At 65.1% G+C, this 26,120-nt stretch carries 21 protein-coding genes; 15 read left to right on the top strand and 6 right to left on the bottom strand.

Going from position 1 to position 26,120, the window contains the following annotated elements; translation table 11 throughout:
- The first annotated feature begins 125 nt into the window (after positions 1-125).
- The gene (locus RM2_RS12550) at positions 126-923 is read left to right on the top strand and encodes an FAD:protein FMN transferase (RefSeq protein WP_072689697.1); all 798 of its coding nucleotides are present in this window, start codon (positions 126-128) and stop codon (positions 921-923) included.
- A gap of 1 nt (position 924) precedes the next feature.
- On the opposite strand, the gene pgi is transcribed toward RM2_RS12550, so the two are convergent.
- Positions 925-2,577 (bottom strand): glucose-6-phosphate isomerase, encoded by a 1,653-nt coding sequence (gene pgi, locus RM2_RS12545; RefSeq protein ID WP_072689694.1) that lies wholly within the window; start codon positions 2,575-2,577, stop codon positions 925-927.
- A 69-nt stretch (positions 2,578-2,646) separates the two neighbouring features.
- Here pgi and RM2_RS12540 point away from each other — a divergent pair, with 69 nt between their 5' ends.
- Entirely contained in the window at positions 2,647-4,101 is a 1,455-nt protein-coding gene (locus RM2_RS12540; RefSeq protein ID WP_072689691.1) for an NAD-dependent succinate-semialdehyde dehydrogenase, read from the top strand.
- A gap of 55 nt (positions 4,102-4,156) precedes the next feature.
- Here RM2_RS12540 and RM2_RS12535 read toward each other — a convergent pair whose 3' ends face one another.
- Positions 4,157-4,453 (bottom strand): chorismate mutase, encoded by a 297-nt coding sequence (locus RM2_RS12535; RefSeq protein ID WP_072689688.1) that lies wholly within the window; start codon positions 4,451-4,453, stop codon positions 4,157-4,159.
- A 272-nt stretch (positions 4,454-4,725) separates the two neighbouring features.
- Here RM2_RS12535 and pcrA point away from each other — a divergent pair, with 272 nt between their 5' ends.
- Positions 4,726-7,194: a DNA helicase PcrA gene (gene pcrA, locus RM2_RS12530; protein ID WP_072689685.1), complete on the top strand. Its 2,469-nt coding sequence runs from the start codon at positions 4,726-4,728 to the stop codon at positions 7,192-7,194.
- A gap of 76 nt (positions 7,195-7,270) precedes the next feature.
- Here the strand turns inward: pcrA and RM2_RS12525 are convergent, their stop codons facing one another.
- On the bottom strand, positions 7,271-8,281 hold the full coding sequence (locus RM2_RS12525) for a M23 family metallopeptidase (protein ID WP_072689681.1): 1,011 nt from the start codon (positions 8,279-8,281) through the stop codon (positions 7,271-7,273).
- A 232-nt stretch (positions 8,282-8,513) separates the two neighbouring features.
- On the opposite strand from RM2_RS12525, the gene RM2_RS12520 reads away from it, so the two are divergent.
- The 8 genes from RM2_RS12520 (at position 8,514) to purH (ending at position 19,562) form a co-directional block, all read left to right on the top strand.
- Positions 8,514-10,451 (top strand): hypothetical protein, encoded by a 1,938-nt coding sequence (locus RM2_RS12520; RefSeq protein ID WP_084721766.1) that lies wholly within the window; start codon positions 8,514-8,516, stop codon positions 10,449-10,451.
- A gap of 218 nt (positions 10,452-10,669) precedes the next feature.
- Positions 10,670-11,839, top strand: a complete 1,170-nt coding sequence (sucC, locus tag RM2_RS12515; RefSeq protein ID WP_072689675.1) for an ADP-forming succinate--CoA ligase subunit beta — start codon at positions 10,670-10,672, stop codon at positions 11,837-11,839.
- A 15-nt stretch (positions 11,840-11,854) separates the two neighbouring features.
- A complete protein-coding gene (sucD, locus tag RM2_RS12510; RefSeq protein ID WP_072689672.1) occupies positions 11,855-12,745 on the top strand; it encodes a succinate--CoA ligase subunit alpha in 891 nt (296 codons plus the stop codon).
- A 250-nt stretch (positions 12,746-12,995) separates the two neighbouring features.
- Complete coding sequence (locus tag RM2_RS24540) at positions 12,996-13,712, top strand: DUF5336 domain-containing protein (RefSeq protein WP_072689669.1); 717 nt, start codon at positions 12,996-12,998, stop codon at positions 13,710-13,712.
- 614 nt (positions 13,713-14,326) lie between these two features.
- Positions 14,327-15,601, top strand: coding sequence for a DUF5336 domain-containing protein (locus tag RM2_RS12495; protein WP_072689662.1), 1,275 nt, complete (start codon positions 14,327-14,329; stop codon positions 15,599-15,601).
- Between the two features lie 110 nt (positions 15,602-15,711).
- Positions 15,712-17,226 (top strand): cell division protein PerM, encoded by a 1,515-nt coding sequence (locus tag RM2_RS12490; protein ID WP_084721769.1) that lies wholly within the window; start codon positions 15,712-15,714, stop codon positions 17,224-17,226.
- Positions 17,227-17,293: 67 nt separating this feature from the next.
- Positions 17,294-17,983 (top strand): phosphoribosylglycinamide formyltransferase, encoded by a 690-nt coding sequence (purN, locus tag RM2_RS12485; RefSeq protein ID WP_072689784.1) that lies wholly within the window; start codon positions 17,294-17,296, stop codon positions 17,981-17,983.
- A complete protein-coding gene (gene purH / locus RM2_RS12480; RefSeq protein WP_072689659.1) occupies positions 17,976-19,562 on the top strand; it encodes a bifunctional phosphoribosylaminoimidazolecarboxamide formyltransferase/IMP cyclohydrolase in 1,587 nt (528 codons plus the stop codon). Before purN ends, purH begins: the two co-directional genes overlap by 8 nt.
- Positions 19,563-19,628: 66 nt before the next feature.
- Here purH and RM2_RS12475 read toward each other — a convergent pair whose 3' ends face one another.
- The gene (locus tag RM2_RS12475; protein ID WP_072689656.1) at positions 19,629-19,859 is read right to left on the bottom strand and encodes a hypothetical protein; all 231 of its coding nucleotides are present in this window, start codon (positions 19,857-19,859) and stop codon (positions 19,629-19,631) included.
- 390 nt (positions 19,860-20,249) lie between these two features.
- Complete coding sequence (locus RM2_RS25760; protein WP_307718089.1) at positions 20,250-20,690, bottom strand: hypothetical protein; 441 nt, start codon at positions 20,688-20,690, stop codon at positions 20,250-20,252.
- Positions 20,691-20,914: 224 nt separating this feature from the next.
- On the opposite strand from RM2_RS25760, the gene RM2_RS25755 reads away from it, so the two are divergent.
- Positions 20,915-21,130: a DUF559 domain-containing protein gene (locus tag RM2_RS25755; protein ID WP_307718088.1), complete on the top strand. Its 216-nt coding sequence runs from the start codon at positions 20,915-20,917 to the stop codon at positions 21,128-21,130.
- A gap of 92 nt (positions 21,131-21,222) precedes the next feature.
- Here the strand turns inward: RM2_RS25755 and RM2_RS12465 are convergent, their stop codons facing one another.
- Positions 21,223-22,188 (bottom strand): alpha/beta hydrolase family protein, encoded by a 966-nt coding sequence (locus RM2_RS12465; RefSeq protein ID WP_072689653.1) that lies wholly within the window; start codon positions 22,186-22,188, stop codon positions 21,223-21,225.
- A 152-nt stretch (positions 22,189-22,340) separates the two neighbouring features.
- Here RM2_RS12465 and RM2_RS12460 point away from each other — a divergent pair, with 152 nt between their 5' ends.
- The 3 genes from RM2_RS12460 to RM2_RS12450 all read left to right on the top strand — a co-directional run bounded on the left by RM2_RS12460 (position 22,341) and on the right by RM2_RS12450 (position 26,102).
- Positions 22,341-22,655 (top strand): hypothetical protein, encoded by a 315-nt coding sequence (locus RM2_RS12460; RefSeq protein WP_072689650.1) that lies wholly within the window; start codon positions 22,341-22,343, stop codon positions 22,653-22,655.
- Positions 22,656-22,764: 109 nt separating this feature from the next.
- Entirely contained in the window at positions 22,765-24,150 is a 1,386-nt protein-coding gene (locus tag RM2_RS12455) for an ATP-binding protein (protein ID WP_072689783.1), read from the top strand.
- Positions 24,150-26,102 (top strand): vWA domain-containing protein, encoded by a 1,953-nt coding sequence (locus tag RM2_RS12450; RefSeq protein WP_072689646.1) that lies wholly within the window; start codon positions 24,150-24,152, stop codon positions 26,100-26,102. The genes RM2_RS12455 and RM2_RS12450 overlap by 1 nt, the downstream gene beginning before the upstream one ends.
- Positions 26,103-26,120 lie beyond the last annotated feature (18 nt).

The raw sequence follows: 26,120 nt of genomic DNA, 5'->3' as shown, positions 1-26,120 counted from the left end.
GTACGACGTTCAGGGACGGCCGCACCGGTCTGTCGCTGGAAAACGGGCGCATACTGGAGCTGCAGCGCTGTTCGGAACGGTACCCGGAACTGCAGCGCTGTTCGGAACGGCACACGGAGCAGACCATGGTTAGCGTCGAGAAGTGGAAGGTATGGGGTTCCGTCGTGGAGGTCGACGTCACCGAGGCTGCTGCCCTTTCCGAGGCTGCCGCACTGATCGCTGGTGTCATCGACGAGGCCGAATCGGTATGCGATATTCACCGCGGCGATGCCGAGATCCACGCCGTCAACCTCTCGCAGGGTGCGCCGGTCAAAGTTAGCCGACGGATGTCCGCATTGCTGCGCTCCGCGCTGTGGGTGGCCCGGATGACGGACGGTGCCGTGAACCCAATCAGCTCCGAATCTGCCGACGACGACCTTGTTCCGACTGTGCATCCGACACCGAGTTTCCTCGACATCCAGATCGACGACGACGTGGTGTTCGCTCCGTGGGGTGCGTCCTTCGAGATCACCGGTACGGCCAAAGCGGACACCGTGGATCGAGCGGCTGAACTAGTCGCCCGTGAACTCGAATGCGGGGCGGCCGTGCGCATCGGTGACGTGATCGCGACGGCCGGGCACTGTCCCGCCGGCGGTTGGCAGATTTCCGTGCCGGGTGACGGTGAGATCGAGTTGGTGAATGGGATGGCGATGGCGACGGCGTTCGCGCTCGCAGCCACGGAACCGCCCGCTGTCACCGAGTCTCGTACCGCCACCGAGTGGGAGGCGGTGACGGTGATCGCTGATGATGCACTCTGGGCCTATGCCGTCGGCGTGGCGGCACTCGCCCGTGAGATCGGCGCGATCCGATGGATCGAGCAGCACGAACTGCGCGCTCGGTTGGTGGATCGTTCGGGTCGGGTCTACACCACCGAGAACTGGTGAGTCAAGCGCGCCTGCGCTGACGGCGGTACCGTCGCACCAGGCTGTCCGTCGACGTATCGCTCTGTGCGGCAGGAGGATCCGTGGAAGTAAGTACCGACTGCAACTCCACGGCCTGTGTCTTGCCTAGCTCGACGCCCCACTGGTCGAACGAGTCGATTCCCCAGATTATCCCCTCGACGAACAACTGGTGCTCGTACAGCGCAATCAGTTGTCCGACAACGGATGGTGTGAGCTTGGGCGCGAGGATCGTCGTGGATGGCCGGTTGCCGGGCATCACCTTGTGCGGCACCAGATATTCGGGAGTTCCCTCGGCGGCAATCTCCTCGGCAGTTTTGCCGAACGCCAACACTTTCGTCTGGGCAAAGAAGTTGCTCATCAACAGGTCGTGCATGCTGCCTGTGCCGTCCGCGGTAGGAAGATCATCCGTGGGCTCGCCGAAGCCGATGAAATCGGCGGGAACCAAACGAGTGCCCTGATGTAGCAACTGGTAGAAGGCGTGTTGTCCGTTGGTTCCCGGCTCACCCCAAAAGATCTCGCCGGTGGGTGTCGAGACGGGGGAGCCGTCCGCGCGTACCGACTTGCCGTTGGATTCCATAGTCAACTGCTGCAGGTACGCCGCGAACCGGGCGAGGTCGTTGGAATACGGCAGCACGGCACGGGATTCGGCGCCGAAGAAGCTTGAATACCAGAGTCCGATGAGACCGAGCAGTACCGGCCCGTTCTCTTCGAGAGGTGCCGAACGGAAGTGCTCGTCCACCGCGTGGAAACCGGCGAGGAACTCCGCGAAACGTTCCTTGCCGATCGCGGCCATCACCGACAGCCCGATGGCCGAATCGACCGAATACCGGCCGCCCACCCAGTCCCAGAATCCGAACATGTTGACCGTGTCGATGCCGAACTCTGCCACCCTGTGTGCATCTGTGGAGACGGCGACGAAATGCTTTGCAACGGCTTCGCTTCCGAGGCCGAGTCCTTCGAGGAGCCACCGGCGTGCGGCGGTCGCGTTGGTGAGCGTCTCGAGGGTCGAGAACGTCTTGGACGCTACGATGAACAGCGTGGTGGCCGGGTCGAGGCCGTGCAGGCTGCACACCAGGTCGGAGGGGTCGATGTTGGAGATGAACCGGACACTGATGCCGGCGTCGGCGTAGTGACGCAGAGCTCGATAGACCATTGCCGGGCCCAGGTCGGAGCCGCCGATGCCGATGTTGACGACGGTCGTGATCTTTTCTCCTGTGGAACCGCGCCATTCCCCGGACCGCAAGCGGTCAGTGAAGTCGCCCATGCGATTGAGCACGTCGTGGACGTCGGCCACAACGTCCTGCCCGTCGACGGTGAGAGTCGCGTCAGCAGGCAGCCTCAACGCAGTGTGCAGGACCGCACGGTTCTCCGAAGTGTTGATGTGTCCGCCTGAGAACATCGCGTCACGTCGCTCCTCCACCCCGGCGGTGCGAGCGAGTTCGAGGAGTAGCCCGAGAGTCTCGCGGTCGACACGGTGCTTGCTGTAGTCGATATACAGGTCGCCGATGGAGACGTTGAGTTCGTTACCGCGCGCCGGGTCCCTGGCGAAAAGCTCTCGAAGATGAACGGACTGGATTCGAGCGTGGTGATCACGCAATTCCTGCCAGGCAGCGGTTTCGGTGATGTCTGGGCTCACAAGAGTTGAGCTTAGTGCCAGCGCGTCGAAACTTCCGTGCTCTCTTCAATGCGGCGCATTATGGAAACTATGGATGTTGCCGAACTCTTGCGAACCGTGCCCACGACACTCTTCCTAGGCGGCGAGCGATGCGACGCCGAGAGTGGCGCCACCTTCACCGTATTCGATCCGTCGACGGGTGACGCCCTGGCCGAGGTGGCGGATGCCAGTCCCGGCGACGCGATGAAAGCACTCGACGCCGCGGTCGCGGTGCAGCGGGAGTGGGCGGCGACACCGGCGCGCGAGCGCGGGGAACTGTTGCGAGCGGTGTTCGAGAAGATCACCGAGCGTGCCGACGACTTCGCGCTGCTGATGACCCTGGAGATGGGCAAGGCCCTGCAGGAGAGCAGGGCAGAGGTGAAGTACGGGGCAGAGTTCTTTCGTTGGTTCAGCGAGGAGGCGGTCCGTATCGCGGGCCGCTACACCCCGGCACCCGCAGGCAACGGACGCATCTTGGTGAGCAAGCAGCCTGTCGGGCCGTGTTTGGCGATCACTCCGTGGAACTTTCCCCTCGCGATGGGCACCCGCAAGATTGGACCGGCGCTGGCGGCCGGATGCACGATGATCGTGAAACCCGCCTCCGAGACACCGTTGACCATGCTGCTGCTCGCCGACGTGATGGCCGCCGCGGGATTGCCCAAGGGTGTCCTGTCCGTGTTGCCGACCTCGAAATCCGGCGAGGTCACGAGCCCGCTGCTCGAGGACCCGCGGTTGAGGAAGCTCAGTTTCACCGGTTCGACCGGCGTGGGACGGATGCTGGTCGAGAAGTCGGCGAAGGGTCTGCTCCGTACGTCAATGGAACTGGGCGGCAACGCACCCTTCGTCGTCTTCGACGACGCAGACGTCGACAAGGCGGTCGCGGGCGCGGTAATGGCCAAGATGCGCAACGGCGGCGAGGCCTGCACCGCGGCCAACCGTTTCCACGTAGCGAACGGAGTGCGCGAGGAGTTCACCGCGAAGTTGGTGGACAAGCTTTCGTCGTACACGCTCGGGGCAGGTAAGGAGGCCGACACGACGCTTGGTCCGCTGATCAATGCGAATCAACTCGAGACGGTCGGCGAACTCGTGCAGGACGCAGTCGGGGCGGGCGCCAGGGTGCGTCTGGGAGGCGTCGCACCGGAGGGCAGCGGCTATTTCTACCCTGCGACCGTGCTGGACGAGGTGCCCGCGAAGGCGCGGATTCTGAAGGAGGAGGTTTTCGGTCCGGTGGCCGCGATCACGGGATTCGACACCGAGGAAGAGGGGATCGCTGCGGCCAACGACACGGAGTTCGGACTGGCCGCTTACATCTTCACCCGAGACCTCGACCGCGCACTGCGCGTGGCTGACGCCATTGAATCGGGCATGGTGGGCGTTAACCGCGGAGTCATCTCGGACACGGCAGCGCCCTTCGGCGGCGTGAAAGCGTCCGGCTTTGGGCGCGAAGGAGGCAGTGAAGGTATCGAGGAGTACTTGGCAACCAAGTATGTGGCACTGGAGATGTAGCGGCTGCAGGTGGGACGAGCGCCGACCGTCTTTCGGGATTCAGAGCTACCCGAACTCAGTGACCGAGACGACCTCGCCCGAGGCGCAGCAACAACATGGCAAGCGTGTGGCCTTCCTGGCCGAGTTCGTTGAACCGCTCGAGCACCTTCATCTCACGGCTGTGAACGAGGCGAGGACCGCCGGACGCCATCCGGGTGCGACCGATAAGCTGCGAGACCTCGGCGCGGCGCTTGATCGCGGCGAGTATTTCGGCGTCGAGCTTGTCGATCTCTTCGCGAAGAACCTCGATTTCCGCTTCGTTGATGGGAACAGTGGGTTCGTTGTCGGCTGATGTCACGGTCTGAGTGCTCATTGGTTCGTCTCCTCTTGTCAAAACTTGGATCGGTGGTTCGGGTCGAGTCGTTACCGATCCAGGCGCACTTTGACGAAAAAGCCCCGGATCCGGTACGGAGTTCGGGGCCCCTGAGCTGTTCAGTTGTCAAGCACCGGAAGCCGGTGCCTGACAAAAAATCGCCACAGCGGGCGCGACGACGGACTGAACATATGTACCAGTTTGACATGACGATACCGCGCGCGCCAAGCGGCTGTGGCCCTGTCGGTACACGCCGGTAGGTTGGACAGACGATGAACACTATCTCCGGCACTGCTTCTTCCACGAGCGCGGCATCGGCCCCGCGTGGCGCTTCACCTCGACGCGGGGGATCGGACGCGCTACTTCAGGGCCTCAATCCACCGCAGCGGGAAGCGGTCGTGCATGCAGGATCGCCACTGTTGATCGTCGCGGGTGCAGGCTCGGGCAAGACGGCTGTGCTCACCCGGCGCATCGCATATTTGCTGGCAGAGAGGGGCGTGATGCCCGGTCAGATCCTGGCCATCACCTTCACCAACAAGGCGGCCGCGGAGATGCGGGAGCGCGTCGCCCACCTCGTCGGCCCCCGGGGCAACAGCATGTGGGTGTCCACCTTCCATTCAAGCTGCGTGCGCATCCTGCGGGCGCAGGCGACACTGGTGCCCGGCCTCAATTCGAATTTCTCGATCTACGACGCGGATGATTCGCGACGGCTGCTGACGATGATCGCCAAGGATCTGAACATCGATACCAAGCGGTATTCGGCGCGGCTACTCGCAACCCACATCTCGAATCTCAAGAATGAACTCGTCGCACCCGAGCAAGCGGCGGCCGACGCGGACAAGGATCCGGCGGAGCTGCCGCGGCTGATCGCCAAGGTGTACGGCCACTATCAGCAGCGGTTGCGTTCGGCGAACGCGCTTGACTTCGACGACCTGATCGGCGAGACGGTCGCGATGCTGCATGCATTCCCGCAGGTGGCCGAATACTACCGACGCCGGTTCCGCCACGTACTGGTCGATGAGTACCAGGACACGAACCACGCCCAATACATGCTCGTGCGCGAACTGGTCGGCGGGAGCGGGGGCGGCGAAGACGCAGAACACGGGGTTGCGCCCGCTGAATTATGTGTGGTGGGTGACGCGGACCAGTCGATCTACGCGTTCCGCGGCGCCACGATCCGCAACATCGAGGAGTTCGAGCGCGACTACCCGGATGCGCGCACCATTCTGCTGGAGCAGAACTACCGCTCGAGTCAGAACATCCTGTCGGCGGCAAACTCCGTGATCTCGAAGAACGCCGGCCGCCGAGAGAAGCGGCTGTGGACCGATTCGGGCGAGGGTGAGCTCATCACGGGCTACGTGGCCGACAACGAGCACGACGAGGCGTCGTTCGTGGCCTCGGAGATCGACAAGTTGGTCGATTCGGGTGCCGCCAAGTTCGGCGACGTCGCAGTGTTCTACCGCACCAACAACTCCTCCCGCGCCCTGGAGGAGATCTTCATCCGGCTTGGCGTTCCGTACAAGGTCGTCGGCGGGGTGCGTTTCTACGAGCGCAAAGAGGTGCGTGACATAGTCGCGTATCTCCGCGTCCTCGCGAACGAGGACGATACGGTCAGTCTGCGCCGCATCCTGAACACGCCGCGTCGCGGCATCGGCGATCGCGCCGAGGCCTGTGTAGCCGTCCACGCCGAGCAACGGGGCATCAGCTTCGCCGAGGCATTGCGGGACGGTGGGGAAGGTCGGGTGTCGTTGCTGAATTCGCGTTCTCAGAAGGCCGTCGCGTCCTTCCTCGAACTCATGGACGGACTGCGGATTCTTCTCCCACCAGAGACCGCCGCAGACCACATTGTTCCCGATCAACTTGGCGATATCGGTGACGTTGTCGAGGCTGTCCTCGAACGGACGGGCTACCATGCCGAACTCGCGGCGAGTAGCGATCCCCAGGACGGGGCCCGGCTAGACAACCTCAACGAACTCGCCAGTGTGGCCCGCGAGTTCAGCTCCGACGCCAGGAATGCGCTCGGACTCGTCGAACCGCCGGAGGACGGCGACGTCGAAGCGCGGGACGGCGAACCCGACCCGGGTTCACTCGCCGCCTTCCTGGAAAGGGTCTCACTGGTCGCGGATTCCGATCAGCTACCGGACAGCGACGAAGGTGTCGTCACGCTGATGACGCTGCACACCGCGAAGGGCCTCGAGTTCCCGGTCGTCTTCGTCACCGGATGGGAGGACGGTCAGTTCCCGCACATGCGGGCACTCGGCGACCCCACTGAGTTGTCCGAGGAGCGCAGGCTCGCGTACGTGGGCATCACTCGTGCCCGACACCGGTTGTACCTGACCCGGGCCGTCATGCGCTCGGCGTGGGGTCAGCCCATCCAGAACCCCGAGTCGCGGTTTCTGCAGGAGATCCCCTCGGACCTGGTGCACTGGCGCCGTGAGGACCCGGGCACCGGCATCGGTTCGGGTGGCGCGATCGGCGGTGGCCGCGCGCGCGGATCGGGTTACGGCGGTCAGGGCTTGGGTGGCGGTTCGGCCTCGAGTCCGAGTTTTGGTGCCGCCCGGTCCCGCAACAACACCCTGATACTCGCGGTCGGCGACCGCGTCAGTCACGACAAGTACGGTCTGGGTACAGTTCTCGAGACCAAAGGCGCCGGGCCGACTGCAACAGTCACCGTCGATTTCGGCAGCGCGGGTAAGGTGCGGTTGATGCTGATCGGCGGCGTGCCGATGATAAAGCTGTAGGTAGACGAAAACGACGGCGCATGCAGGAAATGCATGCGCCGTCGTCGTCGTCGGTTCGGGGTGCGCCTGGGCGCGGTCAGTCCCTCTCGAAGCCGAGGCTGATGCCACGGGTGGCCAACCAGGGCTGAGGATCGATTTTGTTGTCACCCGGGAGGTGAACCTCGAAGTGCAGGTGGGGGCCGGTGGAGAAGCCGCGGTTCCCCATGGTGGCGATCTGGTCGCCTGCCATAACCGTCTGGCCGACCGAGACGGTCGCGGTGTTGATGTGTCCGTACACGGTGACGGTTCCGTCTGCGTGCAACAGTCGGACCCACATGCCGAAACCTGAAGCTGGACCCGCGTCGATGACCTCACCGTCGGCAACCGCCAGGATGGGTGTGCCGATCGCGTTCGCGATGTCGATGCCTGCGTGCATGTCACCCCAGCGGCCGCCGAAGTGGGAGGTATACGTTCCCGCGGCGGGGAGGACAAAGAGTGGCCGGCGCGCGGCAGCTTCGCGTGCTGCTCGCTGTTCGCTGAAGCGCTGCCCCTTGGCGAGGAGGTTGCTGAACTGCGACAGGTCGGTGGCGTTCGCGACGTTGAGGACCTGCGGCGCGTTCGATGTAGACGTGGCGATGCCGGTATCTGTGGAGAACTGAGCTGCCTGCGGTTCGGCCGTCGCCCCGATGGCGCTCGACTGGTCACTGGCGAGGGCAACCTCGGAGTAATCGGAGGAGCTGGATGGTGCACTGCTGACTGCCGCCTGGCCCCCGGCGACTACGGCGCCCGCAGCGACAGCAAGCACGGCAGCTCGGCCCTTGAGGGCTGAGGGGGGAGCTGGGACTCGGTGTGCGCCGCGACGGAAGTGGGAGGGTGCGCCCTCGACCGAGTGGGCGGACACGGATTCGGAATCGTTGCGGGGAGTAAACCCGGGGATATCGAACTCGTTGTAACGCTCGACCGAACTCGGGAGATACTCGATCGAATCGGAAAAATGCTCGATCGAATCGGAAAGAAACGGGGGAGTGGCGTCGTCCTTGTGATCCAGCAATTCGTCATCGTGGTTACTCGCGAAACGGCTGGCCGTGAACTGACTGCGGTGGTGCATAGTGCCGTCCGTCCTCCTGATCGTGACCTGCCTGTGACTTATTCCCGGGGCGACGGTAACGAAACGGTTGCGATGCGCGCAACCTATAGCCCATGGAGAGGGCTACATGTGACACGCATCACAGGCTGAACTGGGAAAACTGTCGGCTCCGCATGTGATCGATTGAATCTCGTACCCGGACGCGCGCGTCGTAATCCTGGGCGGGCCGTATGGAAGCGATAACGTCGGAAATGTGTCGTCATCAACTCGATCTCGAGGTGGGCGCAGGGCCGTACCCGAACGTGTTGGTTCGTCCGGCGGTGCCGGTCAGACGGGCGTCGAGGAGCCTGATCCCGTCCGTGCCCGCATGGGGTGTGCGGTCGCAGTCGTCCTGGGACTTGTCGGCGGTCTGGGAGTGGCGTCGGCGCCATTCCTCCATGCCGTTCGATCGGCAGGTGGGGTCGAGTCGCTGTCCGGTGTCGGTTCGGCCGTAGCGTGGGCCGCCGTGTCCGCAGTCGCGGCGCCGGTACTGGCCGTACTGGCCGTGCTGGCCCGCCGCACCGCCGTGGCAGGGGCAGTATTGGTAGGTGCCGGCGCGGTGTCCGTCGGTGCGGTCGTGTTGGACACGCAATTATGGACCGACGCGATCGACGCCAACCGCTTCGAACTCTTCAGACCCGAGACCGCAGCCGAACTCGCTGCCGGAACCGGCGCGTATGCGGTTCTCGTCGGCCATGCGCTGATCGCCATCGCCGGAGTGTTCGGCATGGTCGCGATTCACCAGGCGTCACTCGCAGACGGTTACGGCGGCGCCCGCAGTGCCGAGCAGGTCGGGCGTGCCACGGGTGCGCGTGTGGGCTTTCTGCCGTCTGCGGTGGCGGTGGTGGCCGCCGTTCTACTCATGGGAGCCCTGTTCGCTCCGTCGTTCGTCTCCCAGGATCCTGTGATCCTCGTGCCGCCCGTAGTTGAGTCATACCTCGCCTCGTCTGCCGGTGCAGGCCTCGTAGCGGTAGCCGTCCTGATCGTGGTGGCCTCGGCGTTGGCGTCCCTCTCGCCGACCGTCGCGTCCGGTGCGCTCGTCGGAGCAGGCCTGGCCGCACTGGGAGTGGTCGGGACGCGTCTGGTGGCCGGACTCACCGCAGGCGACCGTATCGCCCCCGGCCCGGGGGCGGTATGGGGAACCGTCGGTGCGGGCCTCCTTGTGCTCGTCGGAATCTGCCTCCCGATGATCGATCGCAAGCGCGACGAAAGGATCGCGAGAACCCTCGAGGCTCCGACCCAGGTCTCTTCCCGAAAGCAGGGTGCCGTGATGCCGTCTGCGAAGGGCGTCGCCAAGGCGGCACTGCGGGCTGAGGCCACTGCGGCGCGTGCTCGCATAGCGCGGTGGCACATCGCCGCGGGCATTGCCGGAATCTCCACCGCGGTGCTTGCTGGTGTCGGTGCTCTGCTCCCGGTTCTCGAGTTCCCTGCAGGCACTGTCCGCCCGGACTTCTTAGCGACCCGAGTGGTACTCGTCGCCTCGGTCGTCCTCGCTGTCGGATGCGTCTGGCTGCTGCTGTCGGAATTTGCGTCCGCGGTCCGGCCCGCTGTCGGGGTGCTGTGGGTGACGATCCCGTTCTCGGTGACCGGCGTATCGCAGTCTGTAGTCCTCGCCACCGACGTGCCGGGAGTGGGGGCGGGCATCGGCGCGGTCCTGCTTTGGTGCGCCGCCCTTATGGCTAGCGTAACGGGCGCGCTGACATGGTCCGCCGGTTCCGCGGAACGCGATGAAATCGACATGTCCGAGGACCCGTCCACCGCCGTTTCGGTGCTGGTGGTCGGCGGTCTCGGTGCGGTGGCCGCGCTCGTCGGCCTGGGGTTGCCTCTGTTCCATGGGACCGACGCACGTGGCGACGAATACGCCGCCACGTCGTTCGCGGAAGTTCCGTGGGGTCTCGACGTCTGGGGGCGCGTTCTGCTCGGTGCCGCGGTCGTAGTGGCAGTCGTCGTCGCTTCACGCGCCCGGTCCCCCCGGGCGGTTGCACTCCTCCTCGGCTCGGCCGTTGCGATGGGGATATACCTCTTGTCGTGGCCGCTTACACAGGCGCGGGTGGACGACCCCGAAATGGGGGTCGGTGTCATCCCCACAACGGTGGGCATAGTGTTGATCGCGGCTGCCGCGGTCCTCCCGAATCACAACCGAAGTCGGTGAGGCTCGCCTCCGTGATCCCAGCGAGGCTCGCCTCGGTGATCCCAGCGAGGCTCGCCTCGGTACGCCCCAGCGAGGCTCGCCTCGGTACCCGGCATCGGGTGATGTGGCCCACATGGCATACCTGTGGGCGCGGATGGGGCCCGGCAACTGGTTAAAGTCCAAAACAGACCCGCTCCTACCCCTCGAGCGGGTGTCAACGCAGACGAGACGGTGAGCAGATGGATCTCTTCGAATATCAGGCGAAGGAACTCTTCGCCAAGCATGAGGTGCCGACTTCGGCTGGACGTGTTACCGACACGGTTGCGGGCGCGCGCGAGATTGCCGAAGAAATTGGCAAGCCCGTGATGGTCAAGGCGCAGGTCAAGGTCGGCGGCCGGGGTAAGGCGGGTGGCGTCAAGTACTCCACCGACGTCGATGCCGCGCAGGCAAACGCCGAGGCGATCCTGGGTCTCGACATCAAGGGGCATGTCGTCAAGAAGTTGCTGGTAGCAGAGGCGAGCGACATTGCCGAGGAGTACTACATCTCCTTCCTGCTCGACCGGACCAACCGCACCTACCTGGCCATGTGCTCGGTGGAGGGTGGCGTCGAGATCGAGGTCACCGCAGAGGAGAACCCCGACGCTCTCGCCAAGATCCCCGTCGACGCCGTCAAGGGTGTCGACCTCGCGTTCGCGCGCAGCATCGCCGAAGCAGGAAAGCTGCCCGCCGAGGTGCTAGACGCCGCGGCCGTGACCATTCAGAAACTGTGGGAGGTCTTCATCAACGAAGACGCTCTCCTCGTCGAAGTCAACCCCCTCGTCCGCACCCCGGACGATCGGATCCTCGCTCTCGACGGCAAGGTCACGCTGGACGAGAACGCTGCCTTCCGTCAGCCTGGACACGAGGCGTTCGAGGACAAGGACGCCACGGACCCGCTCGAATTGAAGGCCAAGGAGAACGACCTCAACTACGTCAAGCTGGACGGCCAAGTCGGCATCATCGGCAACGGCGCCGGACTGGTCATGTCAACACTGGACGTCGTCGCCTACGCAGGTGAAAAGCACGGCGGAGTGAAGCCCGCCAACTTCCTCGACATCGGAGGCGGTGCTTCCGCAGAGGTCATGGCCAACGGCCTCGACGTCATTCTGAACGACGTTCAGGTCAAGAGTGTGTTCGTGAACGTTTTCGGCGGCATCACCGCGTGCGACGCTGTCGCCAACGGCATCGTCGGCGCCTTGAAGACGCTCGGCGACGAAGCCAACAAGCCGCTGGTCGTCCGCTTGGACGGCAACAATGTCGAAGAGGGTCGTCGCATCCTCGCCGAGGCCGCCCACCCGCTGGTCACCGTCGTCGGAACCATGGACGAGGCTGCCGACAAGGCTGCCGAGTTGGCCTTCGCCGCAAAGTAAAGGGACTTCAATAACATGGCTATCTTCCTGACCAAGGACTCCAAGGTCATCGTCCAAGGCATCACCGGCGGCGAGGGCACCAAGCACACCGCACTGATGCTCAAGGCCGGCACCCAGGTCGTCGGGGGTGTCAACGCCCGCAAGGCCGGCACCACCGTCACCCACGACGGCGGCGTCGAACTGCCGGTCTTCGGCACCGTCGTCGAGGCCATCGAGAAGACCGGCGCGGACGTCTCTATAGCGTTCGTTCCCCCGGCCTTCGCCAAAGACGCCATCGTCGAGGCCATCGACGCGGAGATTCCGCTGCTCGTGGTCATCACCGAGGGCATTCCCGTGCAGGACTCCGCGTACGCCTGGGCGTACAACGTGTCGAAGGGCAACAAGACGCGCATCATCGGACCCAACTGTCCCGGCATCATCACGCCCGGCGAGTCGCTGGTCGGTATCACCCCGGCCAACATCGCCGGCACCGGCCCGATCGGCCTGGTCTCCAAGTCGGGCACGCTCACCTACCAGATGATGTTCGAATTGCGTGAATTCGGCTTCTCGACCGCCATCGGCATCGGCGGTGACCCGGTGATCGGAACCACCCACATCGACGCCATCGAGGCGTTCGAGAAGGATCCCGAGACCAAGGTCATCGTGATGATCGGTGAAATTGGTGGCGACGCCGAGGAGCGCGCCGCCGACTACATCAGGGAAAACGTGACCAAGCCGGTCGTCGGCTACGTCGCGGGGTTCACTGCTCCCGAGGGCAAGACTATGGGCCACGCAGGCGCCATCGTCTCCGGTTCTTCGGGAACCGCACAGGCCAAGAAGGACGCTCTCGAGGCGGCCGGCGTCAGGGTTGGCAAGACGCCGTCCGAGACTGCCGAGCTCGCTCGCGAGATTCTGAAGAACCTCTGATCGAAGTCAAATCACTCGAACGGCGCTCGTAGCCAGGGTGTCTCGCCCGGATTTGGGCGTCGCTCGCGAGATTCTGAAAAGCGTCTGATCGAAGTCAGATCACTCGAACGGCGCTCGTAGCCAGGGTGTTTCGCCCGATTTCGGGCGCCGTTTCGTATATGCTGACCGAGGCGCCGACCGCGCTCGCGGCGGTGCCGGGAACGAACCCCGGGAAGTCGTCGCGAATTCATCTGGAAGAGAGACGGGCACGATGACCAACACGACCGAACCGGGGAGCTACGGTGTGTCGCAGCAGTTCCCGGCGCAATCGACTCAGCCCCACCCGCAACAGAGTTCGCAGGGGTTGTGGCAGCAGGGTTTTCCGCAGCCCACGTACGCCGCACGGATTGCTGGAGTCGGTGGCGGACTTCCCTTTTTCCTTGCCCTCTGCGTGGCGGGTCTGGGTGTCGTCAACTTCTTGCTCGGCTTCGCTCCGTTCGCGAAGGCGGACTTGGATGCCGCCACCGATGGCATCTTCGGTGGCGACAGTATGGCGTTCTTCGATAATGCGGCGCTCGGTGCGGGCATCGCGGGCATCGCATTCCTTCTCCTGGCCGGGATGATCACCGCCGTCGGTCTGCTCCCGCGCCAGAGAAGCAATGCAGGTTTGGCCGCGGCCACCGCGGTCACCGGATTCGTAACCGTGCTGTTCACGCTGATCGGGCTCACGCCGGGACTTGAAGCCGGAGTCGGGCTGATCCTGGTTCTCGTCTTCGGATTCCTCCAGGCGGCGGCTGCAGTGGCGGTCGTCCTGCTCGGTACGGCGGACTTCACGCAGTCGGCGCTGGCCGGCGTGTATCCCGTGCCGGGGCATGCCCCGGGCCAGTCGGCTGCTCCCGGCATGTCGGCGCAATCGCAAGTGTCTGCTACCACTCCGCAGCCCGGGGAGCGCCACGACGAGAACCCAGGTCACGTTCCCACTCACTGAATGCCAGCCGACGCGAGTTCGCTGGTACCGGTGATGCTTTCGGCTATGAGGGCGACTAGGTGCCAGGGATCTCGTGTCGGGAGGGGGCGCCACAGCGTCGTACGCGGCGTTGTGGTCGGTGACTTCCCGGCCGCGGAGGTCGGCCTCTACCCGGTCCGGGGTGTCACATTCGGCTTCGGGGCAGTTCAAGTGTTCTCGACTCAGCGACTTCGGCACCTCGGCGCTGACCCAATGGGTCTCCATAGCACCCAGCATCGGTACACCGGCGGTGTCGCCTGGTTCGCCGTCGTCATTTGCCCGCTCGACCCGGTCGCTGGGCCCGTCGATGATGTGTGCGGAACAAGATGCGATGCATCTGAATAGGCGCGTCGCTGTTCTTGTACGAACGACTGTGCCGACTCGGCGTCCTGTACGCGCCGTACGCCCGCGATGAAGCCCGAATGTTTCACCTCGGTCTTGACGGAGAGAGTTGTGGCGCGGGGGGCGAGGGTGTACGGCACGGGGCCATTATCTCCTGCGCTGTTCCCTCAACCGAGGCCGATGACCGACGGGCTATCCGTAGGCTAACGTCGGAAGAGCGCACGCAGACGACCGCCTGTCGACTAGGAGAAGCCATGACGTTTACGCCCGGAGGAACGAGTTACGGTCCGCCCGCGAAACCGGCATCAGGGGACGAATCGAAAGGTCTGAGCTTCTTCCTTCTGGTCGGTGTCGCGGGTCTCGGCGTTCTGAACTTGCTACTCGGATTCGCGCCCTACGCCACGTTCAGTGACACGCTCGGGGGCGGGTCCGTGAACTCGTTCGACACCATCAGCACGACCGGAGTCGGACTCCTGTTTCTCGGCGGACTGCTCGCGGCGACCTCCCTCCTCCCGAAGCAGTCGTATGTCGGCGCGGCAGCCGCGGCGTCGATAGCGGGTTGGGTTCTCGCGTTGTTGATTTTCCTCTTCGTGGACGCCAATGCGGGTTGGGGTGCGATCCTGATCCTCGTCGTCGGATTCGTCCAGTCCGCCGTAGCCGTCGCGGCGGTGCTGTTCGAGATGGGGATCCTCGAGCAGTCCGCACCCCCGGCTTCTCCCGCGGCCTTGAGTCAGCCAGGTCAGCTCGGCCAGGCGTCGAAGGTTCACGGCCAGGCGCCTCAGCAGTCGTACGGTCAGCAACCGCAGGGCTACGGCCAGGCACCTCAGCAGTCGTACGGTCAGCAACCGCAGGGCTACGGCCAGGCACCTCAGCAGTCGTACGGTCAGCAACCGCAGGGCTACGGCCAGGCACCTCAGCAGCCGTACGGTCAGCAACCGCAGGGTTACGGCGCCCCGCAGGGCTACGGCGCCCCGCAGGGCTACGGCGCCCCGCAGGGCTACGGTCAACAGAATCAGCCCGGTTACGGCCAATCGGGTTATGAACAGTCAGCCTACGGACATTCGGGTTACAGCCAGTCTGGTTACGACCCGCAGGGTCAGCCATCGCAGAAACAGACCGGCGGATACGGCCAAAACTATGGGCAACCGTCGCAATCGCAACAGGGTTACGGACCCGGTGCCGGGGGGCCGGCACCCACGTCGTACGACCCCCCGACGGCCGCGTACCAGCAACCGCAGTACCCAGGCACCGCCGAGTCCTCGGGTCCGTCGCAGCCCCACGGAACTTCCGGCTCGCCATACCCGACCGAACCGGCCGGTTACGGTTCGGCTCAGCAAGAGCCGACGGCGGACGGCTCGGAGACCGAGTTCTCCCCGGTGGAGCGCACATTGGAATACGGCGAGCAGTCGGCGACCGAGCCCCAACAGCCGGAATCGGAGGAGAAGCCCGAACCGGAGGGTGGCGCGCCGACCCAGGCGTTCGACTCTGGTGCCGACAGGGACGACAGGGACGACAGGGACGACAAGTAGGATCCTGCCTGGCAAGTGGCCTCCGACCGAGTGTGGTCGGGGGCCACTTCCGTCGGCGCGCCTGACTGCCACCGTATCGTCGGAGTGCCACTCTCGAGGGGATGAGTTCTTTGATTGATCGTGCGCAGCGCACCGCTCGAGGTGCCGGACGGCGAAAAGTCGGTGAGGCCGAGAGACGAGGCCGGCGGCAGCGTCCGGTTCCAGACTCCGATGCCGACGAGACGGGGATGCTGCTGACTATTGCGTTCCGGCCGGCGGGCGTCACCGTCGTACTGCTGTCGACATTGATCGTGGTGACGTTGGTGGTGGCGAACAGCGATCTGACGGGGACGTTCGGTGCCATCGCTGCGGCGTGGCTGGCGATCCATCAGGTGCCGTTGACGATCGACGACACCACGCTTGGTGTTCTCCCGATCTTGCCGACAGTGGGCATTGTGTGGGCCGTCGCCCGGGGTTGCGCGGCGGTGACGGCTCCCGCATCCTCACCGAGGCAGGCATTCCGGGTGATCGGCGCGGCCGTCGCCGGACCGCTTGTCGTGACGGCCATCGGGCTCGCGGTGATCGCGGACGCGTCCGCCGTGATTCCGCTGTCCTCGCCGAATGCGCTCTTCGCGTTCGGATGGGTGTTCTTCGTGCATCTGCTCGCGGCGTCGACAGGAGTTGCTGCCGCGACATGGCCGACGCTCGGTGCCCACGTCCCGTCGTGGGTCCGGGATGCGGTGCGACCGGGACTGTGCGCGATGATGGCGATTCTCGGTGCCGGTGCGGTCATGGTCACGATTTCGTTGCTGATGGAGTGGTCTACGGTCGGCTCACTCCTCGAACGCGGCGACGGAGTTGGCGGGATGCTCGGGCTGACGATCCTGTCGGTGCTCTACCTGCCGAACGTCATGGTCGGTGCCGCCGCTGCTCTCACCGGTGGGGTTGCGCAGATCGGCGATGTCTCGGTCAGCGTTTTCGGGAACGTCGGCGGTTCGCTTCCCCCATTGCCGCTGCTCGGCACCGTTCCCGACGGAGTCGCCGGTGGTGCCTGGCCGACCCTGCTGATAATTCCCTTGCTGATCGGAGTCATGCTCGGACGGGACTGCGGGCGCCGAGTCGCCGGGCAGGACGCCCTGTTCACCGTGCTGACTGCTTCCGCCGGCGTGGGCATCGCCATGTCCGTGCTGGGACTTCTGTCGGGTGGCAGGCTCGGGGCGCTCGGGACGGTCCAGTTCAGTTGGTGGGTCTTCGGGTTGCTGACGTTCGCGTGGCTCGGATTGGCGGGGGCAGTGACCGCGGTGATCGTGGCGTGGCACCGCAGTCGTGGTGCCACGGAGGAAGTCGAGACCGGAGTAGACGCGGAGGACGAGGAGTCGAACCTACCTGGCGCGCAAGAGGTGCTTGCTATCGCCGCTCCTGTCGGGGAAGAGACGCCGATCCCCCCGGGTGCCGCGCCCGCCGGTGCCATAGAAGCCGAACTGGTCGACGAGACCGACGCGCCCACCGCTCCCGAATCGCAGACCGAGGTCGGGGGCGAGGTCTTGGATGCGGAGATCGAGGTAGACGACGCGGAGATCGAGGTAGGCGAGGTGACGAAGCCGGAAGTGGACCTGCCACGAGAGTCCGCATCCCCCAGCGACTAGGCTCTTGGGCGGTCGACGTTTCGACCGCCATCTCGTCACTCGTCCTTCCATTCACCCGGCATTTCGATTGTTCAGGAGTAGAGCGCTGACTTCCTCGTGTGACCACCCGAGGCCTACGGCGGAGGCTTCGAACTCGTCGGTGGCGCTGACGCCGGTGCGGGTCGTTGTACTTGCATCCGGTGCAGGAACCCTGTTGAGGTCGCTGATCGAGGTATCCCGGGCCGACGGGTACCCGGCGGAGATCGTCGCCGTCGGCGTCGACCGCGACTGCGACGCCATCCGACACGCCGGGGCCGCGGCGATCGAGCACTTCCGGGTCAGTCTCCGCGAGTATGCCGATCGCGATGCCTGGGACGTCGCACTTACCGAGGCCGCCGCGGCGCACCAGCCTTCGCTGGTCGTGTCGGCTGGATTCATGAAGATCCTCGGTCCCGTCTTCTTGGCCCGTTTCGGCGGACGAATCATCAATACGCATCCCGCGTTGCTGCCCGCATTCCCTGGCGCGCACGCGGTTCGTGATGCGCTGGCGTACGGAGTCAAGGTGTCGGGATCGACCGTTCACTTAGTGGATGCGGGCGTGGACACGGGCCCGATCCTGGCACAGGAAGCTGTGCTGGTGCTTGATGGCGACGACGAATCGACGCTGCACGAGCGAATCAAGACTGTGGAGCGACGGATGCTGGCGGACGTCATCGCCGCTGTCGCGACCCGTGGAGTTGTATCCGATGGACGAAAGGCCGTGATCCCCAGTGAGTGAACGCAAGGCGGTACGCCGAGCGCTGGTCAGCGTTTACGACAAGACCGGTCTGGTCGAACTGGCCACGGGCCTGCACAAGGCAGGAATCGAACTGGTTTCGACGGGGTCGACTGCAGCAAAGATCGCCGACGCCGGCATCCCCGTCACCCCCGTGGAGTCGCTGACTGGGTTCCCCGAGTGCCTCGAGGGCAGGGTCAAGACCCTGCATCCTCGGGTCCACGCCGGCGTCCTCGCCGACACCCGTAAACCCGATCATCTCGCGCAACTCGAGGAACTCGGCATCGAGGCGTTCCAACTGGTGGTCGTGAACCTTTACCCGTTCACGCAGACGGTCGCGTCGGGTGCGACACCCGACGAGTGCGTCGAGCAGATCGATATCGGCGGTCCGTCCATGGTCCGCGCTGCCGCGAAGAACCACCCGTCGGTGGCAGTCGTGGTCGATCCCGATCGATACGAGGACGCGCTCACTGCTGTCGCAAATGGCGGCTTCACCCTGGCTGAGCGCACCGCCCTCGCCGCTCAGGCGTTTCAGCACACCGCGTCCTACGATGTCGCGGTCGCGAGTTGGATGACGTCCAAGTTGGGCGGGGCGAGCGAAGCGACGGGGGATTTGGGCGGGGCGAGCGAAGCGACGTTCCCCGTGTGGGCCGGCGCCACCTGGGATCGTTCGGCGGTGCTGCGCTACGGCGAGAATCCGCACCAGGCTGCCGCTCTGTATGTTGACCCGGCGGCCCCGGCAGGCCTCGCGCAGGCGAAGCAGTTACACGGCAAGGAAATGTCGTACAACAACTACACAGATGGTGACGCGGCCTGGCGTGCGGCGTTCGACTTCAGTGAACCGGCCGTGGCGATCATCAAACACGCCAACCCGTGTGGTATCGCGCTCGCCGCCGATATCGCCGAAGCGCATCGCAAAGCGCACGCGTGCGACCCGGTCAGTGCATACGGCGGAGTGATTGCCGCGAACCGCGAGGTTACCGTCGAGATGGCGGAGCAGGTCGCCGATGTCTTCACCGAGGTGATCATCGCGCCGTCCTATGCGGACGGCGCCCTCGGTGTGCTGCAGCGCAAGAAGAGCATCCGCGTACTCCTCGCTGAGGCACCCACGCGGTCGGGAATCGAACTACGTCCTGTGTCCGGTGGGGTGCTGCTCCAAGAGCGCGACGTCCTCGACGCCGACGGCGACGACCCGGCCAACTGGACCCTGGCCGTCGGTGACATCGCCGACGAGCAGACTCTGAAGGATCTCGAGTTCGCGTGGCGAGCGTGCCGCGCAGTGAAGTCCAACGCGATCCTTCTCGCGAACGGTGGCGCCTCGGTGGGCATCGGAATGGGTCAGGTCAACCGAGTCGACTCCGCTCACCTCGCGGTGCAACGTGCGGGCGACCGAGTGGTCGGGTCGGTGGGCGCTTCGGACGCGTTCTTCCCGTTCCCCGACGGACTGCAGGTACTCGCGAACGCGGGTGTCAGGGCCGTCGTGCAACCGGGCGGTTCCGTTCGTGACAACGAGGTGATCCATGCAGCCAAGGAAGCCGGGATCACCATGTACCTGACGGGCGCGCGACACTTCGCCCACTAGAAAGGCCAGCTGGAAAGTTTGGCGCGGCGAACGGTCCCGGCAACTTCCGGGGCTCGTTCTGCGCCGTCAGGCTGCCGCTGCCCTGCGCCCCGACCGGCCCTCTGGCTCGCGCGGCGAGTCGGCAATCACGATCCGGGCGGCACCGCGACCGCGTATCTCGTTGATCAGTTCGCCGAGCGCAGCCTTGTGGTCGTCGTCGCAGTGCGAGAGGTCGAGTGTCACGGCGTGACCGGTGAGATCGTTGGGCAAGTCGATATACGGGGGTGCGGTGGATAGCTGGTTGATTCGAAGTTTCATGTGGTGCTCCTGAAGTGGACTAGGTAAAAGAAAGGCACCCGAGGGGTTTGCCCTGGGTGCCCGAGAACGATTTGGTAGAAGTCTCAACATTCTCGGGGTGCGCCAGGCTCGGTGATGTGCGTGTCAGCGGAGCAGCGACGCCATGCGGGTACGAACCGGAAGCGCGCGTGAAGCTGCGTCATGGCCGTACCTTTCGGGTGTCGTTGCTGGTTTGGTAGATGACCGTACCCCACCGGTTGAAGGTTCGCATCCCTATTGTCCTCCGAATGCGCAGAAATGCAGGATTATGCTCGGCATTTGTGTGCAGATGTGCGCAGTCGTGATGCTGTGGACGACGGGTCGGACTATCCACAGGCCCCGAATTCTTGGTTGCGGTCTGGCTCCTGACTGTCAGGGTTCGAGGATGGGGAATTCGAACAGCCCTTCGGTGGATCGGAAGCGCTGCGAGACGGGCGGCTCACGCGTCACGGGCTGAGTACTTTCCGGCGCCTGCGTCGAGACGTATACGTGCATCGGAGCCTCGAGGTCACAGCGCTCTCGCGCGCACGCGCCACGTGGTCGTAGGCGGGTGGTGGTGCTGTGCTTGCGGGGTACTCGGCGGCCGCCGTGCACGGAACCCGCTGGATCGGCAGGGGAGAGGGGGCCACGCTGATCCGAAAAGGTAGTAGGCGATCCGTCGACGGCATCGTGGTGCGCGCGGACACACTGTTGCCGGAGGAGGTGTGCCGGGTGGACGGGATGCTCGTCACGACTCCGGCCCGTACCGGGTTCGACCTCGGCCGATGGCTGGCCGGCGACCGCGCCGTCGAGGTGCTCGACGCTCTCTGTCACGACGGCGGACCGAGTCCTGCAGATATATCGGCGGTGGCCGGCCGGAACGCGGGCGAACGCGGACTCGTTCGAGTACGCAAGGTCACCGGCCTCGTCGATCCAGGCTCCGAGTCGCCTCCCGAGACGCGGACTCGGCTCCTGTTGATCCGCGCAGGTCTACCGACACCGACCACCCAGAACCCGATTGCCGACGGGTCGGGCCGGGTCTTCGCCCGCGCGCGGACATGGGTTGGGAGAGGTGGAAGGTGCTCGTCGAATACGACGGTCGACAGCACTGGTCGGACGAACGTCAGCGCACCTGGGATATCGAGCGACTGGAACGGCTCGCCGACCTCGGATGGGTGGTGGTGCGGGTCAATGCGGAGCAGTTGCGCATGAGGCCTCACATCGTCGTCGCGCGAGCTCGCGAGCGGCTACGGCAGGCCGGAGCGCCCGTCTGAATCCGCAGAAGTGCGGATGTCCACTCGACGTTTGGCTGCAGAACTGCGCACTCGTTCCGTCTCTCTACCGGCGGAGCAGGCCGCGTTGACCGCTACAGCGCGGCGATCCACCTGCTGAACGGCTCGGTGAACTCTGCCGAATAGGGTAGGGGTTCAACGTAGTCCGGTCCTGTGGACAGCCGGTCTCCCACGTCCTTGAGGACGTGATTGGCGTTCGTCATCAGTACGGGTGTCAATGCGGTGTGCGTGAGCGCGTCGTTCAGGCGGGCGACATCCGCGAGTTGCACCTGGATGTCCTTGGCGGAGCAACTCGTGAGGACGGGGAAGCCCGCCGGAAGCCGATCGGCCAGAGCGCGCGGATCGAGCGCGTCCTCCTCAGCGAGGGCCTTCGCGTTCGCGTGGACCAGGCCGGCGTTCTGCAGGGGTTCCGGCAAGTCGTCCGGAATTGTCCCGGACGTGCGGAGCGATTCGACTGTGTCCGCGAGTGCGAGTCGGAGTTCGTCGGCCAATTCCACCGGCAACTGCCCCGTGCCGACGACGGTGTCGAGTTGGCCGTGGATCTGGGTAGTGAGCAGGTCGAGAAGTCGGACGCTCAGTGGTTCGAGGAGTCCCACGGCATGCACGCGTGACGACTGGTCGGCGGTGGCAAGGGCGAGCGCGACGAGGGCGCCGTCGCTGTGACCGATCACGACGAGTTTGGACGGGTCGACGCCGGGTTGGGCGGCCAGGAAGTCCAAGCCCGCGGATGCGGCGTCCACGAACGTGGTGAAGCCGAGGCCGCCGACCTCCTCGACCTCGTACGGGCCCAGGGCGGTCTCGCCGCTGCCGATCTTGTCGTAGCGCAGGCTCGGGATGCCGTGCTGTTCGAGCACGTCGGCGAGGAACCGGAGGGTTCCGATGTCACCGGGGAGCAGCGCGCTGTCGCCGTTGCGATCGGTGGGTCCGCTGCCTGCAAGCAGCAGTGCTGCGGGGGCCGATGTGTTGGCGTGATCGGGTGTGCGCAGGCTGCCGTAGTAGGTGACGGCGCCGCTGTCGAAGGTGATCTCGATATCGGGCATGGGGCCTGTCTACCAGTTCACGAAATCCATTGAGAATGGGATCTCAGAGAAGCATCACAGAACTCACAAATCCGGAGATTAGCGTCTACATCATCGGTTGTCCCAACTGATTACATCCAGGACGAGCCTCGACTCCAGGAAGGTGCCGCACCATGAACGTCATACAACTGACCTTCGGTGACTTCGCCGCCGCCATGTTCTCCCCCGACTTCATCGACGGCGGATGTGAGCGCGAAGCCGTCGAGCGGATTCATCGCGGAGCGCACGACGAGTGGGTGACAGTACTTTCCGGTTCGGGAATGCTGTCCAACCGCGTGGTTGCGGACATGGTGTGCTCATGGCGGGCGAATCCGCGACTGCTGCTGGATTCCCTTCTGGTGGAGTCTGATCAGGCTACGCGGCAGTATTGCGACGCCGTGTGGTGCGAGTTGGATGGATCATCGTCGCAAGATGTGTCCGCCGCCTGAGCGACCGTATGGTCCGTGAACTATTCCCTCTCCGCCGTGAGGACCGACTCGGGCGGTCGACACTGAACAGCTGCGCTCCTTTCGCTCGCACCCCCGGTAGCTTGGTGTGGTGACGTCATCGGAATCCAGGCCCTCCACTATCGGTGAACTCCGCGAGTCTGGCCACGTTCAACGCACAGTCAAGGAAGAGATCTGTGCGAACCTGCTCGCGGCCCTGCGTGACGGCCGTGATCCGTGGCCCGGCATCGTCGGTTTCGAAGAGACAGTGTCGCCACAGCTGGAGCGGGCTCTCATCGCCGGTCATGACGTGGTACTTCTCGGTGAACGGGGTCAGGGCAAGACCCGACTTCTCCGCACTCTCACTCAGCTCCTCGACGAGTGGACCCCGGTGATCGCCGGTTCCGAACTCGGGGAGCATCCCTATGAGCCGATCACCCCGGCCTCGATCCGCCGGGCGCAGGAACTGGGCGCCGACCTGCCCGTCGCGTGGCGGCACCGCAGTGAACGGTACTCGGAGAAACTCGCCACACCCGATACATCGGTAGCGGACCTCGTCGGTGACGTCGATCCGGTGAAGGTCGCGGAGGGTCGGAGCCTTGGCGATCCCGAGACCATCCACTTCGGTCTCGTTCCCCGCGCCCACCGGGGAATCGTCGCAATCAACGAACTGCCCGACCTCGCCGAACGCATCCAGGTGTCGCTGCTCAACGTGATGGAGGAACGCGACATCCAGGTGCGCGGGTACAGCCTCCGGCTCCCGCTGGACGTATTGATGGTGGCCAGTGCGAACCCCGAGGACTACACGAACCGTGGTCGCATCATCACTCCGCTCAAAGACCGTTTCGGTGCCGAGATCCGCACCCACTACCCGACTCGCCTCGAGGACGAGGTCGCGGTGATAATCCAGGAAGCGCACCTCACCGCCGAGGTGCCCGAGTACCTCCTTGAGATCCTGGCCCGGTTCACCCGACTGCTCCGTGAGTCGACGTCGGTCGATCAGCGGTCGGGGGTGTCCGCCCGATTCGCGGTGGCCGGCGCCGAAACCGTCAGTGCCGCGGCAGTGCACCGGGGCGCGGTGCTCGGTGAGGTCGATCCGGTGGCACGTCCGGTGGATCTCGAGACCATTGTCGACGTGTTGCGGGGCAAGGTCGAGTTCGAGTCGGGCGAGGAGGGGCGCGAGATCGAGGTTCTCGAGCATCTGCTGCGCCGGGCCACCGCCGACACCGTTCGGACCCGACTCGGCGGCATCGATTTGGCCGAGCTCGTGGCCGCCGTCGAACAGGGTGACCCCGTGGTGACCGGTGAGCGGATCACGGCGAAGGCCCTGTTGAACGAACTTCCCGAACTCGACGTCCTCGACGAACTGGCCGAGCGGTTGGGTGCCGAATCCGATGGGGAGAAGGCTGCGGCCGCGGAATTCGCGCTCGAGGGTCTGTACCTGGCGCGGCGGATCTCGAAGAATCCGGACAATAACGGGCAGACGGTCTATTCGTAATGCCCCACAACACGCAGTACGGACCGTACGAGGGCGGTGACCCGCTGGCGCCGCCGGTGGATCTGCGTGAAGCACTGGCCGCGATCGGCGACGACGTGTTGGCGGGCAGTTCACCACAGCGAGCGCTGCGGGAGATGCTCCGGCGCGGCAACCGGGAGCTACGGGGACTGGACGAACTTGCGGCCGAGGCCAATCGGCGTCGACGCCAACTACTCAAGCGTAACAACCTGAACGGTACGTTCGAAGAGGTCCGCGAACTGCTCGATCGCGCAGTCCTCGAAGAACGCAAGACGTTGGCCCGCGCGCTCGACGACGATGCCCGCTTCTCGGAGATGCGCCTCGAGGAACTATCGCCGTCCACCGCGCAGGCCGTGCAGGAACTCGCGGACTACGACTGGCGCAGTTCCGATGCCCGCGAAGACTACGAGAAGATCCGGGACCTGCTGGGGCGGGAACTACTGGATCAGCGGTTCGCCGGCATGAAACAGGCGCTCGAGGGCGCGACCGAGGAAGACCGCGAGAAAATCCGCGAGATGCTCGCTGACCTCAACGACCTGCTGGACAAGCATTCTCGGGGCGAGGACACGCAGGAACAATTCGACGAGTTCATGAACAAGCACGGGGAGTACTTCCCCGAGAATCCACGCAGCGTCGAGGAGTTGCTCGATTCGCTGGCCCAGCGGGCGGCGGCGGCTCAGCGCCTGCGGAACTCGCTTTCGCCGGAGCAACGCGACGAACTGGACGCGCTGGCGCAGCAGGCCTTCGGTGATCCTTCGCTCATCGGTCAGTTGGACCGTCTCGACCAGCATCTGCAGGCGGCCAGGCCCGGCGAGGACTGGCAGGGGTCGAAACGATTCCGGGGCGAGCGCGGAATGGGCCTGGGAGAGGGTGTCGGGGCGTTGCAGGAAATCGCGGAACTCGAGTCACTCGCTCACCAGTTGTCGCAGCAGTACGCCGGTGCCCAACTCGACGACATCGACGCGGAGGCGCTGGCGAGGCAGTTGGGCGACGAGGCAGCGGCGGATGCGCGAACGCTCGCCGACCTCGAGAGGGCGTTGCGAGATCAGGGGTTCTTCGACCGCGGAGCGGACGGCCAGTGGAGGCTCTCGCCCAAGGCGATGCGCCAACTCGGCCAGACGGCGCTGCGCGACGTGGCCAATCAGTTGTCTTCGCGTGGTGGGCAACGCGAGACGCGCCGGGCCGGGTCGATGGGAGAGCCGACGGGTGCGTCCCGCGAATGGGCTTTCGGTGACACAGAACCCTGGGACGTCACGCGCACGATCACCAACGCCGTGCTGCGTGCGGCGTCCGGTACGAGCGGACGAGGAACCGTTCCGGTCAGGTTGTCCGTCTCGGACGTGGAGGTGATGGAGACCGAGCAGCGGTCGCAGGCCGTGGTCGCGCTGCTCGTCGACACCTCGTTTTCAATGGTGATGGAGGGCCGGTGGGTGCCGATGAAGCGCACCGCCCTGGCGCTGAACCATCTGGTGAGCACCCGTTTTCGCAGCGACGAACTGCAACTCATCTCGTTCGGCCGGCACGCGCAGGTACTGAACCCGTCGGAACTGGCCGGATTGGACCACGGCCGGGAGCAGGGCACCAACCTGCACCACGCGTTGTTACTGGCGGCTAGGCACCTGCGCCGTCACCCCAACGCGCAGCCCGTCGTCCTGATCGTCACGGATGGTGAGCCGACAGCACACCTGGAGTCGGACGGGTTCGCCTACTTCGACTACCCGCCGAGCGCGCGGACACTCGCGTTGACGGTTCGTGGGCTCGACACGCTCTCACGACTCGGCGCCCACGTCACGTTCTTTCGGCTCGGTGACGACCCCGGCCTCGCGCGGGTAATGGACCGGATGGCCGAGCGAGTGGCCGGCCGCGTGGTGGCGCCGGAACTGGGCGGTCTCGGCGCCGCCGTCGTCAGCGACTACATGCGCCGTCGTCGATGACGGCGGTCGATCCGTCTC

Source organism: Rhodococcus marinonascens NBRC 14363 (genome assembly GCF_001894885.1).
Taxonomy (GTDB): domain Bacteria; phylum Actinomycetota; class Actinomycetes; order Mycobacteriales; family Mycobacteriaceae; genus Rhodococcus_F; species Rhodococcus_F marinonascens.
The sequence above is the reverse complement of the archived record's forward strand: the minus strand, read 5'-3'. Positions and strand labels throughout refer to the sequence as shown.

Coding starts and splice junctions, on each gene's coding strand:
- RM2_RS12550 (WP_072689697.1), top strand. CDS start 126: ATGGTTAGCGTCGAGAAGTGGAAGGTATGGGGTTCCGTCGTGGAGGTC.
- RM2_RS12540 (WP_072689691.1), top strand. CDS start 2,647: ATGGATGTTGCCGAACTCTTGCGAACCGTGCCCACGACACTCTTCCTA.
- RM2_RS12535 (WP_072689688.1), bottom strand. CDS start 4,453: ATGAGCACTCAGACCGTGACATCAGCCGACAACGAACCCACTGTTCCC.
- pcrA (WP_072689685.1), top strand. CDS start 4,726: ATGAACACTATCTCCGGCACTGCTTCTTCCACGAGCGCGGCATCGGCC.
- RM2_RS12525 (WP_072689681.1), bottom strand. CDS start 8,281: ATGCACCACCGCAGTCAGTTCACGGCCAGCCGTTTCGCGAGTAACCAC.
- sucC (WP_072689675.1), top strand. CDS start 10,670: ATGGATCTCTTCGAATATCAGGCGAAGGAACTCTTCGCCAAGCATGAG.
- sucD (WP_072689672.1), top strand. CDS start 11,855: ATGGCTATCTTCCTGACCAAGGACTCCAAGGTCATCGTCCAAGGCATC.
- RM2_RS24540 (WP_072689669.1), top strand. CDS start 12,996: ATGACCAACACGACCGAACCGGGGAGCTACGGTGTGTCGCAGCAGTTC.
- RM2_RS12495 (WP_072689662.1), top strand. CDS start 14,327: ATGACGTTTACGCCCGGAGGAACGAGTTACGGTCCGCCCGCGAAACCG.
- RM2_RS12475 (WP_072689656.1), bottom strand. CDS start 19,859: ATGAAACTTCGAATCAACCAGCTATCCACCGCACCCCCGTATATCGAC.
- RM2_RS25755 (WP_307718088.1), top strand. CDS start 20,915: ATGGGTTGGGAGAGGTGGAAGGTGCTCGTCGAATACGACGGTCGACAG.
- RM2_RS12465 (WP_072689653.1), bottom strand. CDS start 22,188: ATGCCCGATATCGAGATCACCTTCGACAGCGGCGCCGTCACCTACTAC.
- RM2_RS12460 (WP_072689650.1), top strand. CDS start 22,341: ATGAACGTCATACAACTGACCTTCGGTGACTTCGCCGCCGCCATGTTC.
- RM2_RS12450 (WP_072689646.1), top strand. CDS start 24,150: ATGCCCCACAACACGCAGTACGGACCGTACGAGGGCGGTGACCCGCTG.